Here is a 15899-nt window from a genome sequence, read left to right on the forward strand (position 1 = left end):
AAGCGTAGCTTTACGCACAGGAGCGAACGGCTTTCACTGTGTATAAGGCAGCTAAGGCTTCTGCTTCGCTTCACTCACCATAAGCCAAGCTTTCTTTAAGCGGAAGGGCGGCCAGGTCAACGGGGCTTTCTTAACTTAGACGAGCCACCGGTTCACCTCAGGTATTACCCGGAGGTTTGGCTCCGAAAGTGTCCGGTGGACAGTTTCGCTCAAAGCGGCACACCCCAGAGAGTACTTATCCGCTGCAGATGCTGTTAAGAAAGCGAGTGAACCAGCCCTGGAGCTATAGAGTACGTGAGCTCCGATGAAGAAAGCCTCCGGTGACGAAACCATCCAGTGAATGGTTTCGCCCAAGCCGCCCTAGCCACAAAGATGAACTAAGCGGCGCAGGTGGGTTTCAGGAGCTCACGCCCGAAGGTTCGTTGTGCGTAAAGCTACGCGACCCGAGCAAATTCACTTCATCCGAGCCTTAATTCGCTCGATAGCTTTTTCGGTATTCTCACGCGTCCCAAAGGCCGTGAGGCGGAAGAACCCTTCGCCGTTAGCTCCGAAGCCCGCTCCGGGAGTACCTACCACATAAGCTTCCTTCATCAGTTTATCGAAAAATTCCCAGGATCCTAAATTACCAGGGGTTTTCATCCAGATATAAGGGGCATTCACACCGCCAAAGACTTTGAAACCGGCTTCCTTCAGACCTTCCCTGATAATACGGGCATTTTCCATATAATAATCAATGGTTGCTTGGATCTGCTTTTTTCCTTCTTCAGTATAGATGGCAGCGGCTCCTGCTTGTACAGGATAGGACACTCCATTAAACTTGGTGGTCTGTCTTCTCAGCCAAAGCTTATTCAAGCAATGTCCTTCACCTTTGGAGTCATAGATCATTATATCCTTGGGCACGATGGTATAGGCACAACGTGTTCCGGTAAAGCCTGCGGTTTTGGAAAAGCTGCGGAATTCTACAGCCACTTCCCGGGCTCCTTCTACTTCATAAATACTGTGCGGTACTTCCTCTTCCCGAATAAAGGCTTCATAGGCTGCATCAAAAAGAATAACGGCCTTGTTTTTCTGTGCGTAATCAACCCATTCCTTCAGCTCTTCCTTAGTCAAGGTCACTCCCGTGGGATTGTTGGGGAAGCAAAGATAAATCATATCCACAGGTGTGGCAGGCAATTTAGGCTTCATGCCCCCTTCCTCAGTACAAGGAAGATAGACAATTTTACCATACATCCCTTTCTCCTTATCATACATCCCGGTCCGTCCAGCCATAACATTGCTGTCCACATAGACGGGATAGACCGGGTCAGTCACGGCCATAATGTTATCTACTCCAAAGAGCTCTTGAAAATTGGCTGTATCACTTTTAGCTCCATCGCTGATAAAGACTTCATCCATTCCCAGCTGAACTCCCCGGGGGGCATACTCATGGGCGATGATTCTCTCAATTAGGGAATCATACCCTTGTTCTGGTCCGTATCCCCGGAAGGTTCCTACGTTACCCATCTCATCCACAGCCTTCTTCATGGCTTCAACGACGACTGGGGCGAGGGGTCTTGTCACATCACCAATTCCCAAGCGGATAATATCAGCCTCAGGATTCTGAGCCTTAAATTCATTGACTCTCCGCGCTATTTCAGAAAACAAATAACTCCCCGCTAGTTTTAAGTAATTCTCATTGATCCGCGCCATGGTGCCAGTCTCCCTTCTCATACTAAACCCTGAAGGCACCGCCGACCTTATCCACCGCGAAGATGCCTACACCGTTTTATTATCATCTATCGTTATAAATTATATTACTGTTCCCTTTCTTATTGCAACTTTTCCCTGAGGAAGTCCCCCAGAGCTCTTATCATTTTCTGAATTGGATTTTGTTTTCAAGGCCTTTTCACCTGTAAGTAATCCGGCCCTAGACTGTTTTCACAAAAAGTTCAACGATATGAGGGTCAAATTGGGCCCCGGCACAGCGCATAATTTCTTCAATGGCAGCTTGAGTTGATTGGGCTTTTCGATAGGGTCGATCATTGGTCATGGCATCAAATGTGTCGGCAACGGCAAGAATCCGGCATTCAATAGGAATCTCCTCTCCTTTTAAGCCTAAAGGATACCCTGAACCATCCCAATTCTCATGATGCTTGAGAATCCAATCGGCGATGGGATAAATATCCGGAGTGGATTGAGCGATTCGATGACCCATTTCACAATGCTCTTTCATGATCTTCCACTCGTCCGCGGTTAGACGTCCCTTCTTAAACAGTATCTGATCAGGAATCCCTACTTTTCCGATATCATGGAACTGAGCAAAGAGCTTCAAATCAGATAGTCTCTGCTCGGATAAACCTGCTAACTGCCCCGTGCTGATAATCAAATTTTGTACTCGTTCAGCATGGCCTTCTGTGATGAAATCCCGGAACTCCAAAGCTTTTGTGAGTATTTGAACTTGAGAATTCCGCGTACTATTGTTGCTATGGAGTTTCTCTCTACCCATGGCGTCATCGGCATTTCTTAACAGCTCACTCATCTTCAACCCACAGGATCCGGAGCAAGCGTATCCCAGGGAGATGTCCAAGGGGTAACCGTCATGATCCTTATTATATTTTTCCACATTCCTGCGAAAAAGCTGGCAGGCCTGTTCGAGATCCACATCCTCATTTTTTTCGATGAGTACGGCGAATTCATCTCCCCCGATGCGAGCTACAAGATAGTCCTTAAAGCACTCGTCCAGCAGCCTTGCCGTCGTCACTAAGACTTGATCTCCCGCTTCACTTCCGAAGGTGGTGTTGATTAGCTTCAGACCGTTTACATCGCACATGATTAAGCCGACTTCTTTGCTGGGGTCCGCTTCATACTTGCGCAATTCCTGTTCAAAGTAGACACGGTTATAGAGACCTGTCAACCGATCATGCAAATTCAAGAATTGAAGCTCAGCTTCAGCTTTCTTCCATTCGGTAATATCAATAATGGAGAGAACGGTCTGAATCGTCTGTGGGATGACTTCTGCAGAAACGATGACATCTTTTAAGTTACCCTGATTGTCTTTGTATTTCACTTCATACTGACGGGGTACATGGGAGTCCTGTTGGAGTCTTTTTCGATTATACTCTTTCAGACGCCTCACTTCGTTATCGGGCAGAAAATCTGTAAGATAGGCTATATTATCCATTTTTTCACTGGGCAAACCTAAAAGTCTCTCCGCTTGGGGATTCGAGAGGAGTATTTTTAAATTCTCATCAACGATTAAGAAGGCACTCCCGGAATGATTAAATATGGTACGGTAACGATTTTCCGACCACATTAACTGGTATTGAATCCTGCCCTGCTCTACAGCATTGGCAAAGGTTTCTGTAACAAGTTTTAAAGGATTGAGAATCTCCTTAAAGGGCAGCCCACCTGAGGATATGTTGACGAAGATAAGCACTCCAAGCAAAGATCCTTTAAAATTAAGGGGAATGGTTAAAACGGAATCTTTCTTAAACACTTCATGGGCCAAAGATCCGATCTCTTTGAACTCAGCCTGGTGAGCAGGCTTCTGACATAAGATATTGCCTTTTTCCCAGTGGATTTTCAACTCTTTAAAGGTTTTTGGAGAGATTGAACATCCATGAGTCGATTTTCCATGTTCATGGACGCTGACATATTCCTTTAAGTTGCTACCAAGATGCAGACAGACTTGTTCCGCCTTAAATAGCTTTAAAATATCCTTTAGAGACTCTTCTGCAGCTACTTTAAAATCCTCTTGCTGGTTAAAGCGGGCCGAAATACTCGCTAATCTCTCTTCAAATTTCAGCTTGCGTATCACCATCTCTTCAGCCTCATATCGACGGACAGTACTTTCCAAGGCCTTCTCCAGATTGTGCCGATAGATAGCTTCCGCAACAAGGGGTCTTATGGTCTCAATGAATTGGATGTCTTCCTGGGAAAACACTCCACTCTTGACATCGGCGATGTGTATAACTCCTACTACCTTACCTTGATGGTGCAAGGGGATCACGGCCAGGCTTTTGAATTTCTTATTGGCACATATGCCGCGGAAACTTAAAAGTTGGTCCTCCTTCAACTCTTCTACATATTGAAAGAAGTTTTGAGCGTAATAGGTCCCTGATTCCGAAATATGATCCTGATCCTCATTTTTAAACTGCTGCCTTAAAACTCTCAAGCAGACGCATTCATCCTCATGAACAGAAATGCAACTTTCAGAAGCAATAAAATCCTCATCGAACCCCCGATAAACTACATAAGGGGCAAGGCCGGCCTCTCTAAGCACCCGAATACCAATATTCTCACATCCGGTCCATCCCGAGAGAAAATCGATAATTCCATTGAGGTACTCTTCGAGAGAGTTTTTGTTGCTAAGTTGATTAAGTAGGTTAAGTATAGCCATGAGTTTGACATCCTGAATATCTTGTCGCATTCCCATTCCTCCATCATGGTAATGGTCTTCTCGTTACCAATTTTATAAGCTCTTAAAGCTAAAAAGTTCTTCAATCAAAATCATATTCCTTCTTAATTATCACTCCTGGTTTAAAAATTCACAAAATTTTACTCCTAAGAAACAATATGAATTTCCTTTTATTTTAAAACCTATTTTAGAGAGAAGATCGTTGGCTGCCTACAAAAAAGCTTGAGACAAAACTAATCTCAAGCAAAATCCCACAAATTCATTTGGCGCTTTGTAATTTCTTCCTTAAAAGGTACGCATGCATCTCAATGGCAATACGTCTCCCCTCACCCATAGCCTTGACTACAGTAGCCGGGCCATGAACCACATCCCCTGCCGCAAAAACTCCGTCCCTGGTGGTCATGCCGTGCTCATCGCAGATCAGTAACCCTTGCTTATTAATCTCAAAGCCCTGGGAGGTGGTCACGATACGAGCATAGGGCCTTTGTCCAATGGCAAAAATAATTTTATCCGCCGGTAGAATAAAACTTTCTTCTTCTTTGATGACGACCTTGCCATCCTCAGACACTATGGTGTTGGCGTATTTTATCCCTGTTACATTTTCATCTCCCAGTATTTCCAAGGGAGCCGCATAAGTGCGAATCTTGACTCCATCAGCTATAGCCTCGTCCCGCTCAATATCACGGGCCGCCATATCATTTAAGCCTCTGCGTGCAAGAACGGTTACCTCCGCTCCCAGACGACTGGAAGTGCGAGCAGCATCCATAGCAACATTGCCGGCACCAATCACCACCACCTTTTCCCCTTTATCCACAGGAAGTTCATTCTCCGGTAACTGGCCTAACTTATAGAGATTGGTGGTTTGCAGGACATACAGTGCCGATATGACTCCTTCCAAGTGCTCTCCGGGTATTTCCAGAGTTTTGGGCAACCCTGCCCCTGTACCGATAAAGACCGCCTGATACCCCTGTGCCAAGAGGTCGTCCAGGAAGAGATCCACACCCACTAAAGAATTGAGCTTAAATTCTACACCTAAATTTTTAATCTTCTCTATATCACGACGTACAACATTCTTAGGTAAGCGATACTCTGGAATGCCGTGAACGAGTACCCCCCCAGGTTCCGCTTCCCCTTCGAAGATAGTGACGGAATACCCAAGTTGAGCCAGTTGGACAGCTGCTGCTAATCCTGCCGGTCCAGAGCCGATAACCGCAATGGCTCCCATGGTAGCGGTTACCTTAGGAAACTCTACATCGGTAGCGTTGTCAGCAATAAACTGCTCAAGTTTACCAATGCGAATCGCTTGGCCTTTTCGAGCCAAAATGCAGCTCGCCTCACACTGCTTTTCCTGCGGGCAAACCCGACCGCAAACAGCCGGTAAATAGCTGTGACGATAAATAGCTTCTAAACCTTGAGCGTACTCTCCCTCTTTTAAGGCTCGGATAAACTGCGGTATGGCATTATTCACCGGGCAACCTTGACGGCATAAGGGTTTTTTGCATTGCAGACAACGTGAGGCTTCGGCAAAAGCTTCTTCCTGACTGAACCCGGATTCAAATTTCATCATCTTACTCACTTTTATCTCCCCTCACACTTAAGGTTTTACGTTTTCTCCCTGTTAAGTTTTACAGATTGAAACCAAAAAATATAGTTGATTATACCATAGATTTTTTTGGTGAAGGGTGTACAGATTTTAACGAGCAGGCTAAAACTCCAGGTAATTCTATCCATTTAGAAAAAACACCCATGTTTAATATACATAAAAAATAGGGAACTATCCCCAAAAGGATGTTCCCTATGTCCGCTTGTCTAATCTTATTTGAAATAACGGTTGAGCAGTCCCAAGAATGCTTTGCCATGACGGGCTTCATCTTTACACATTTCATGAACTGTATCGTGAATAGCATCCAGATTGAGTTTCTTGGCCAAGGTTGCCAGGTCTTTTTTGCCTTGAGTGGCACCGTATTCTGCTTCCACTCTCATTTCGAGGTTTTTCTTCGTATCGGCTACTACCACTTCGCCTAAGAGTTCAGCAAATTTAGCAGCATGCTCAGCTTCTTCGAAGGCAATTCGTTTGTAAGCTTCCGCTACTTCCGGATACCCTTCACGATCAGCTTGGCGGCTCATAGCCAGGTACATTCCCACTTCAGTGCATTCACCCATGAAGTTTGCTCTTAGACCTTCGATAACTTCCGGATCCACACCTTCTGCGACTCCGATTCTATGCTCATCAGCCCATTGAAGATTTCCTTCGGTTTTTTCAATGAACTTCTCCTTACCTACTTTACACTGAGGACATTGCTCCGGAGCCTCTGAACCCTCATAAATATAACCACAAACTGCACATACGAACTTTTTCATCTTTCAATTCTCTCCTTTTATATTACATTGATTAAATGGTGAGCTATGTTGTTGCTCGTTACACTCACTATTATATTAGAATCATTCTAAAAGTCAAGTGCTTTTTGTTTTTCTTTCATAAAAAAGTTTTGGTTTATGTAAGGCTAGCGCGGAGGAACCTGCAAAAAGATGGATCTCTGAGCTTTTCGGCTCAAAAATCCATCTTAATCAAGAAGTTCAGTGAAGCTTAGGTTCCGATCATCGGAGACACTCCCATGGCGTAAAAGAGATATCGTCCAATGAATTCACCTGCGATAACTAAGGCCAAAGCAAGGTAAACGGTGCTTGTAGAAAGAGCTTTTCCCTTTGCTCCTTTGTTCAGAGCGGCTACCAGCAAGATTGCACCGGCAATTGAAAGTACCCCTCTACCTGCTAACACACCCATGCTTTCACTCAAGATTTGGGCAGAAGCTTCTGCTGTACTTCCTCCACCATTTAAACCTGAGATGAAGACAGGAAGGTAGGCCAGTGGTACGAGTACGGCAGCAACTCCGAGGTATGACATATTCTTTAAGGCTTTTGCTAATCCTGCAGAGGTTTGTCCTTTGAGTCCAAAGGCAATGACACCGGCTGCACCTAAGACACCCATGGCTAAGGTTGCACCAAAGAAAGCGATATAGGTGTTCACATTATCCCAAGCAGGGCGAATGGAAGAGCTGTAAATACTGGCCATGCTGAACACTGCAGCACATCCCATCAGAACAGTAACCCACCCTAAGGCGTTGCTTTCTTTGCCTTTGCGGGATAACCACCAGAAAACAAACCAAAGAGCGAAGAATCCGCCGGCGGTCATGATTTCCCGGCTTAACCAGGAGGACCCCAGATTCAAAATCGAGCGGGGTGCTCCCAAGGGATCGCCGAGATGGAACAGTGAAAAAACTAAAGCCAACGCTGTAAGTGGACCTACAGCGGTAAATCCGCCGCGAATTGCTTTGGAGGCCTGGGAATCTTGATTGCCTATGCTGGTCTTGACCAACATAAGCACGATGAATAGTCCAATAGCCAGCTGACTCAATAAGGTAAAGGTCATCAATGGCCATTCTTCTGCGAATGTCATAGCATTACCTCCATTCAATTCCTAAGACTTAACGTTAATCACGATATTGGGCTTGGTCGTCTTGGAGCTTGGCAGTGCGGGAGCATCGGCATTTTGGCCGTGCTTTTGGCGGAGTTCATCAATATCTCCATAGTCAAGGCATCTCATGACGCAAGCATCCACACAAGCGGGGTTTTCTCCTTTAGCCAACAGGTCAGCACACATATCGCATTTACCGACCTTTCCTTCTTCTTCCCTATATTGGGGAGCGCCGTAAGGACAGGACCAGGTACAAAGGCGGCAGCCGATGCATTTATCATAGTGATGAATGACGATACCATCCGCTTTGCGCTTTTCCAAGGCACCTGTGGGGCAGTTAGCTACACACTTGGGCTCCTCACAATGGTTGCAGCTGATGGAGAAATGGAGGCGACGAGGATTGGGGAATTTTCCGGTCTCGACATCATAGACCCGACGATAAATCACGCCTATGGCTGAGTCGTTTTTATCTTTACAGGCTACTTGACAGCCTTTGCAGCCGATACAGGTAGTTTGGTCGTAGTAAAATCCTTTTTGTGCCAAGATCACTCACTCCTTTCTATAAAACGATCCGATGGGGCCATTTTACGTCTTCTTCCAAAGGTTCTCCGTTCCATTTTTCTACTTGGCAAATGGTGGAGTTCCAAGCACCGATTCCTTGTCCGGTGGGAATAGGTCCGGTGAGGATATTATCCGATCCCGCTTTATCCACTTGAGTCTTTTCATCGATTTCTACCCATGTTCCATGGGGCAGACCGACTACTCCCGGGGCAATCCATTCGACGATATGGGCAGGACGTAAGGTTTTACCATGACTGCTGAAGATGAGGACGGTGTCCCCTTCTTTAATGCCCCGTTCTTCCGCATCTTTAGCCGCAAGGAATACAGGGTTGGGCCATGCTTCTCTCAGCCAGGATACATTATCGAAGATACTGTGGGAACGTCTCAGGTAGTGAGGATTAATCACTTGCAGAGGATAATCCCCTTTGACTTTATTCTTGAAGTCTTTGTAGGTTGCTTCATAGCCTTCCACTGCCGGATTGTAGGTGGGAATGGGGCGGATTTCAGTGAAACCTTTGCCGTTGACGAAGTCAACCAAATCCTGACAGTGAATTTCCAGTTTACCGCTGGCCGTTTTAAGAGGATTGGCCACAGGGTCTTTGACAAAGTCTTCATAAGCGATGAAACCAAAATTATCTCCGGGCTTGCGCTCCACCTGGTAAACCCCTTTAGTCTTCAGCTCCTGATAGGAGATGCGGCCCTGTTGGGGAGTTCCTGTGGCACCAATTTCTTTGATATCGGCTTCGGTCAAGGTCACCAAAGTCTCCATGGTCTTGCCATCGGCACCAATCACCTTAGCTCCGGCGATTTGGTTGTAGAACATTTGTTTTTCGTCGATGGGCAGAACCTTTTTGGCATCCAAGCCCATTTTCTCAGCTAATTCGTAAGCAATACGAATATCGCTTTTAGCTTCATAGAGGGGCTCGGTAACTTGACGCCAGAAAACGAGAGCCTCCCGGTTGATGAAGCTGCCAAAACCGCCGACCTTTTCCCATTCCGTTGTCACTGGGAGCACTATATCGGCAAACTTACTGTTGGTGGTTAAGAAATGGCTGGTGGAAAGAACAAACTCTACATGACGGTGAGCTTCAATTCCCTTGGTTTGTCCAGAACGGGTTTGGAGATGGGCTTCCGGGCCATGGTAGATCATTTGAATATTAACATCCCGGACATCACCTTTTCCTGCCACATAATGTCCATCAAGGATGGCCAGCCACATTTCATTGTCGTTAATGGTTTCCTTAATGGGGTTGGCCACGGGGGGAAGTCCGTTAGCTCCGGGAGGAACAAGACTGGGGCCGCCATTGGCTGTAGCATAGTGGCAGCTTACTCCGGTCATAGCGCCGGATCTGCCCATGTTGCCGGTCATGGCACCGAAGGTCATGAACATTTGCGGCCAGGAGTCAGAATTATGGGTACGAGCCGGGCCCCAAGCTGTGAAGAGGGCCACACGATCTTTTTTGGCAATCTTTAATGCTAAGTCGCGGATTTTCTCAGCAGGTACTCCGCAAAGTTCTGCTGCCCATTCCGGGGTTTTCGGTGTGTTGTCATAGGTGCCGAGGACATAATCCTTAAAGTTCTCTTTGGGATCCGCACCCTCCGGCATATGATCACTGTCAAAACCTACGGTATACTTATTTAAGAACTCCCAGTCAACCAATGGATTGGTGGTGGGATTATCCTCTTTCAGCAGGGTATAGGCCATTCCCAGGAACATCGCATGGTCTGTGCTGGGCATAATAGGAAGCCACTCAGCATCCAGCAATTCCACGGTATCGGAGTAGATAGGATCGATGAAAACAAACTCTGCTCCTGCCTTTTTGGCCTGAAGATAATGATAGGTGGGATTTCCAGCGGCACTCCAGGAGGAGTTTCCGCCTACGATGACGATCAGCTCAGAGTTGCGCAGATCCATCCGGTCGTTGATGCTTTGCTCAAAAAACCCTTCAGCCATACCGAATTTTTCAGGGCCCCAACGCCAGGATCCCCAGGAGCTGGTTCCCCAGGAACCAATATACCCTCCGGCTAAGGAAAGGAGTCGGCCGAAATCACCGGCATTGGAAGCAAATATGCCACGATTGCCGTACTGATCTTTAATACGGTTGATTTCACTGGCGACGATTTCATAAGCTTCATCCCAGGAAATGCGGACCCATTCGTCCCGGCCACGGAGCTCTTTTTTGCCGCCGCCAGGCTCCCAATTCTTCCGCTTCATGGGGTACTTAAGGCGATCCACTCCGAATACCTGCATTCTTTGGGAGCGTCCACGGTTACATCCTCTTTGTTGTGGGTAGTCAGGAGTATCGTGATGGGTATCATCGGTTTTTTGACGAACCACAACACCATCTACCACATAAGCTTTGTTGGAGCAACGCCCTCCACAGTTATGCCAACAGGCTACAGGCATCCATTCTCCTTCTTTTCCAGCCAGATTAGCTGAAGCTGTGGTGGAATCTACGGTAGTCAATCCGCACCCTGGAAGGGTCACTGCTGCTGCCGCTCCGGCTGTAACAGTTGCTGTCCATCCCAGAAAACGTCTTCTGTTCATTGTATAATTTTTTGCTTTTTCAATGAGATTAGCCACCTTTTTCACCTCCAAATTATTTAACAGAACACTGGGTACTATCTATAAGCTCTTCAAGAGCCTCCAGATCAAGAGTCAGAAATCCTTTGAGAACCTTAGCGATTCCAGGATAAAAACTGGATTGGGCATTTTCCCTTATCTTAAGGGTCAATTCGGGAACCCACTGCAGCAAGTGGTTTTCTAAGAAATCTTTTTGATCGGTAAAGATCTGTTGCAGCTTCTCCATATTTTCTTCATTCATAGCTTCCTGAGCTTGCAAAGTAAGCTGATACATAAAGTCCAGCTCCAAACCAAGGTGGTCATCAGCCTCTTGCATAAAATTCCTGGGAAGAAAATGGTATTTGAGATAAGCCTGCCGAACTTGGAGAGTTCGCTCTTGAAAAAGGAGCCGTTCTTTGCTCAAGTAAGCTGATTCCCACAGTGGGGCAGGGAGCCGGTCGGGGCCGATGAACATTCGTGTATAATCCCAATGCAAGGAATCAAAAACCTCCAGGCTTGTTAAATCCTTCTCATAAATCAACGCAAGAATTTGCGCTGCACCTTCCGCGATGTCTTTCTGTTCCTCCTGAAAAGGAAAGTTCTCAAATAAACTCCTGTCATTTATGAATGCGAGAAATTCAGGAGTGGGTTCTTGCAGAAAAGCTCTTCTTAACAGATCATAAATGATAACTCGGGTTTCAAGTAAGGGTTCAATTTGTAAAATACTTTTGTTATTGTTCATTTTTTCACCCCCCTTTACACTCTCATTATCCCAGAAATCGATTTGTACAAAGTTACAAAAATCACGACATATTTTTTGTATTTTCTTTGAACTTTTAGAATCAATACAAATACAAGAACTTTTCTAGCTGTTACTAATGCACAAGGCCGCATGAAAACCTAGCAATGTAAAAAGCTGTAGTCAAGAAATTAATCATTTCATTGACTACAGCCCCTAACTCGATTGTTTCCAGCTTAATTGTTAATCCAATATCTCTTTTTTTCTTTGGGAGGATAAAAGCGAATGGATGGCTTAGTGAGCCGGATATCCGGAAATCCTTCTACTGTCGGGACTGTACCCTTCTCACCATACTTATTGAAATCATGAACTTGAAGAGCTCCTGTAGGGCATGCGGTTACACAAGCTGGAAGCAGGCCTGCCTTTTGTCGGTCAATGCAGTAATTGCATTTACCAGTTCTGTTGGCTGCGTGGTCAAACTGTGGCGCCTTATAAGGACAGGCTCCCACACAGGTCTGACAGCCTGCACAGCGATTAGAATCGATGAGAACGATCCCATCCCTTCTTTTTATATAAGCATGCTCTGGACAGACACGAAAGCACTCCGGACTTGAGCAATGATTACAGGAAATAGAGAGATAGCGCCCTTCTCCTCCATTGTCAGTGACTCTGCGCCAGGATACCGCCGCCGCTGTTTTGTTTTCATTTTTGCAGGCGAGAACACAAGAATGGCAGCCTATGCAGCGATCCACATTAAACAGAAACCCTTTGGCGTTGATCTTCGTCATTTCTTTTTCACCTCTACCCAAGAATCATAAAAAGCTGCCCCTCGGGCTCCGGTTGTATGAATCCCCATATCCGTATTTTGACCGGCCAGTAGTTGGTTGGTGGTATCACCTTGAGCCATAACCACGACTCCTTGAGGGATGTAGGGGTTAATCTCCACTCTTCGAAAACAGGATCCACGATCGTTAAGCACTATGACATGATCTTTTTCTTTAAGATTCCGTTGCTCTGCATCTTGAGGGTTAAGCTCCACTGCATCCATCTCTTGTTCAAGGTTCAGCCAGCTGAGCTCACGATATTGAGAATGAAGCCTTAACAGGCTTTGGGGAGTGAGTAAACGCAAAGGATAGGGAGATTCAATTCTCTGTTCTTTAAAACGCACCAATGCGGGCAATTGGTTTTCTTTAGCACCTCTCGACATCAGCTGGAATTTCCCGGTCTCCGTAGGATAGCCTTGGACTTCCCGGGAGACTCCCTTTAGTTTATATTTGCGGGGACCTTGAAGAAGCTCTTCCCAATTGTCAATCTCCAGCTGTTTAAGGATCTCTGGTGTCAGCTCTGCCTTAATCCAGTCCAAGGCACTTAATTGCCAAGGAAAGCTGGAGAAGTCTGGCCGGAGCCCATTCAAGACTTGAGTCAAATTACGAGCGATCTCCAGGTCACTGCGTGCTTCGTAAAATGGCGGGATAGCCTTTTGATTGATGGCAATCCACTGATGCCAGTAGCTGCTATGCAAATCATACTCTTCAAAAGGACTGGCAGCAGGCAAAACGATATCTGCTTGGGCCGTGGTTTCATTCATGAACAAATCTACCACAACGATGAGTTCCAATTGACTTACAAGTTTTCGCCAATGTTGAAGATTTTGCCCTTGGCTGAAAGGATTATGGCTTGCCAACCAGAGGAGCTTTAGCGGAGGATCCTTCAAAGCTAAAGCCTCTTGAGCAAAATGAATAATATTGAGACTTCGTACCGGTGCCTTTTCCTGCTCTGGGGGGAGGGGAAAGTTTTTAATATTGAAAGGAAAAATATCGAGCCAATTGTAGTAGTATAATCCGCCGCCTTGTTGGTGCTGATTCTTAGTAAGAGTGACTAAGGCATCGATTCCTCGTACACTCTGTCCGCCATTGGAATAACGCTGAACACCAAAACCTACCCAGGTAGCACAGGGTGATTCCAGATACATTTCAGCCAAATCTTTTATTCCCTCAAGAGGTACTCCCGTTATGGCACTGGCTTCTTCAAGGGAGACCTCGTCCCGAAGATAGCTTTCAAAAGCTTCCCAGCCATGAACATGCCTTTGAATAAAGTCCAGGTCCAAACGGCTCTCTTGCCATATATATTTGAGAACGGCCATGGCCAACAGCCCATCAGTACCCGGCTGGATCTGAAGGTAAATATCCCCTTGCGCCGCCGTTGGGGTGAATAAGGTGTCGATGACTAAAAGCTTAGCCCCTTTATCCCTGGCACGATTGATAAAGCTCCACTGATGAACAGCGGTGCGGGCAGGGTTAACTCCCCAGAGGACGATTCCCTTGGCCTTTGCCATATCTTCCGGATCGCAAAGCGCCCCTTGACCTCGGTTATAGTTTAAAGCATCTCCTCCAGCCGACAAGCATAAATCACCATGGATCTTGGTGTGAGATCCTAATCCTCTGAACATTCCCTCTGTGGCATAATGAAGAATTCCCAGGTTGCCGGAGTATTTGTCATAGCCACTGGCGAGGTTAGAACCATAGCGGTCGTGAAGTTCAATGATTTTTAAGGCGATGGTCTCCAAGGCTTCGCTCCAGCTTATGCGCTGCCAATTCCCTGAACCTCTGGGGAACTGGCGGAGGGGATACTTTAGGCGCTGAGGGCTGTATACATATTCCGTGTAGGCATAGCCCTTAGCACATAGTCGACCATGGGTATAACCATGCTTGGGATTTCCCTCAACTTTAATAAGTTTTCCGTTTTCCACAGTGGAGAGAATCCCGCAAGTCTCATAGCAATTGCGCGGGCAGACATTATGGAAAATTTGCCGATCAGTGTTCATAATTTCTCCTTAAAATCGACCAGGTACTTAATTTTAAAGGCAATAACCAAGGACACTCTGGTATCAAAATCCTCAAGATCCATGTCTAAAATTTCCTCGATTCGTTTGAGCCGATAGCGAAGGGAGTTGGGATGAAGGAAAAGGGCATTGGCCGTAGCTTTCAAATCGCAATGATAGGTAAGATAGTTCTCAAGAGTTTCTGTCAATTCATTTTTTTGTTTGTCCTGAGATTCTAACTCAGCTAACATCTCGCGATAAAACTCTAATAATTCCTGTTTATCATGGCTATAAAGTATTCTTTCTACTCCCAGTTCCCGGAAATAAACGGTGGGGCCTTTCCCTTTGAGGAGAACACTAAGCTTAACGGCCACCTTGGCCTCCTGATAGCTTCGGAATAATTCTGATGGCTGCTCATATCTTCTACCGACACCCACCCGAATCACTCGAGGTGCCAGGCGTTCCTCCGTTTGAGCCAGTACTTGATTGATGATCATATTCAGATACGCTTTAAAATCACGGCGCTTCCCACTTTCAATAGGCAAAGCTAAAATGACTTCTTCGTTTTTTTCCATGAGAATCACGGCGTTATCCAGAGGCTGAACTACGGATTGAATACTATCATGCAGGGTGGTGACAAGATAGTGATCCTGAGAATAGGACTCATAGTCCTCCAGTTCAAAGACTGTGACCACATGAGGCAGGCTCAGATCCCAGCCCCATAGCTTTGCTCTGGCAATAATATCATTATTATCTTCTATGTTTCCATAGAGCAGATCAAAAAGAAAGGCATCCTGATAATTTCGGCTGTTGTCCAAAAGTTCCGCTTCCTTTTGCAGTTCCAGGACAAAGATATTGCGAGCTTGGTGAATCAGTACTTTAAGCCGGTTGTCCTCGTCAGGTCCCGGATCACATAGATAGAGAAAGCCTAAACGCTTGGAGGCATGGCTAAGTTCAATGGCAAGAGCGTCCATTCTCGTCTCCCCTGCCTGGATCTGGACTCGTCCGGGACTAGGAGGATTAAGAGGTAAAACCTCGAAGAACTTCCCTTGACCAAATTCCTCATCGGTTAAGGAGGACTCCAAAACCCTATGTGAAGTGCTTGCGATCATAACTTCTCTACGGACAAAGTGGGAAGTGCTGTCTACAAGTTCTTTAAGACCACCACCATGAACCAGCTTATTCAATAGCTCGTTCTGAAGCTGCAAGGATTCCTCGACATTCATAATCTTCCTCCTCCCTAGAACTTTATATGTCCATTTTGTAAGATTATTTATCCATACGTTATGAGCATTATACGTTATCCTGGCAATATTCCAAAGCCTTCACCTATCTACTCATTGT

At 46.0% G+C, this 15899-nt stretch carries 11 protein-coding genes; all 11 read right to left on the bottom strand.

Going from position 1 to position 15899, the window contains the following annotated elements; all coding sequences use genetic code 11:
- Positions 1-453 precede the first annotated feature (453 nt).
- On the bottom strand, positions 454-1689 hold the full coding sequence (locus DESDE_RS19045) for an LL-diaminopimelate aminotransferase (protein WP_014795657.1): 1236 nt from the start codon (positions 1687-1689) through the stop codon (positions 454-456).
- Positions 1690-1906: 217 nt separating this feature from the next.
- On the bottom strand, positions 1907-4408 hold the full coding sequence (locus DESDE_RS19050) for an HD domain-containing phosphohydrolase (protein ID WP_014795658.1): 2502 nt from the start codon (positions 4406-4408) through the stop codon (positions 1907-1909).
- A gap of 247 nt (positions 4409-4655) precedes the next feature.
- Positions 4656-5972 carry an NAD(P)-dependent oxidoreductase gene (locus DESDE_RS19055; RefSeq protein ID WP_014795659.1) on the bottom strand — a complete coding sequence of 439 codons (1317 nt, stop codon included), beginning with the start codon at positions 5970-5972 and terminating at the stop codon, positions 4656-4658.
- Positions 5973-6211: 239 nt separating this feature from the next.
- On the bottom strand, positions 6212-6757 hold the full coding sequence (locus tag DESDE_RS19060) for a ferritin family protein (RefSeq protein WP_014795660.1): 546 nt from the start codon (positions 6755-6757) through the stop codon (positions 6212-6214).
- Between the two features lie 226 nt (positions 6758-6983).
- Positions 6984-7853, bottom strand: coding sequence for a dimethyl sulfoxide reductase anchor subunit family protein (locus DESDE_RS19065; RefSeq protein WP_014795661.1), 870 nt, complete (start codon positions 7851-7853; stop codon positions 6984-6986).
- A 21-nt stretch (positions 7854-7874) separates the two neighbouring features.
- Entirely contained in the window at positions 7875-8414 is a 540-nt protein-coding gene (locus DESDE_RS19070) for a DMSO/selenate family reductase complex B subunit (protein WP_014795662.1), read from the bottom strand.
- Between the two features lie 16 nt (positions 8415-8430).
- Positions 8431-11016 (bottom strand): molybdopterin-dependent oxidoreductase, encoded by a 2586-nt coding sequence (locus DESDE_RS19075; protein WP_014795663.1) that lies wholly within the window; start codon positions 11014-11016, stop codon positions 8431-8433.
- A gap of 16 nt (positions 11017-11032) precedes the next feature.
- Positions 11033-11737: a TorD/DmsD family molecular chaperone gene (locus tag DESDE_RS19080; protein ID WP_014795664.1), complete on the bottom strand. Its 705-nt coding sequence runs from the start codon at positions 11735-11737 to the stop codon at positions 11033-11035.
- A gap of 233 nt (positions 11738-11970) precedes the next feature.
- Positions 11971-12522, bottom strand: a complete 552-nt coding sequence (locus DESDE_RS19085) for a 4Fe-4S dicluster domain-containing protein (RefSeq protein ID WP_014795665.1) — start codon at positions 12520-12522, stop codon at positions 11971-11973.
- Positions 12519-14558, bottom strand: a complete 2040-nt coding sequence (locus DESDE_RS19090; RefSeq protein ID WP_014795666.1) for a molybdopterin-containing oxidoreductase family protein — start codon at positions 14556-14558, stop codon at positions 12519-12521. The genes DESDE_RS19085 and DESDE_RS19090 overlap by 4 nt, the downstream gene beginning before the upstream one ends.
- A complete protein-coding gene (locus tag DESDE_RS19095) occupies positions 14555-15781 on the bottom strand; it encodes a PucR family transcriptional regulator (protein ID WP_014795667.1) in 1227 nt (408 codons plus the stop codon). The genes DESDE_RS19090 and DESDE_RS19095 overlap by 4 nt, the downstream gene beginning before the upstream one ends.
- Between the last annotated feature and the right edge of the window lie 118 nt (positions 15782-15899).

Source organism: Desulfitobacterium dehalogenans ATCC 51507 (genome assembly GCF_000243155.2).
Taxonomy (GTDB): domain Bacteria; phylum Bacillota; class Desulfitobacteriia; order Desulfitobacteriales; family Desulfitobacteriaceae; genus Desulfitobacterium; species Desulfitobacterium dehalogenans.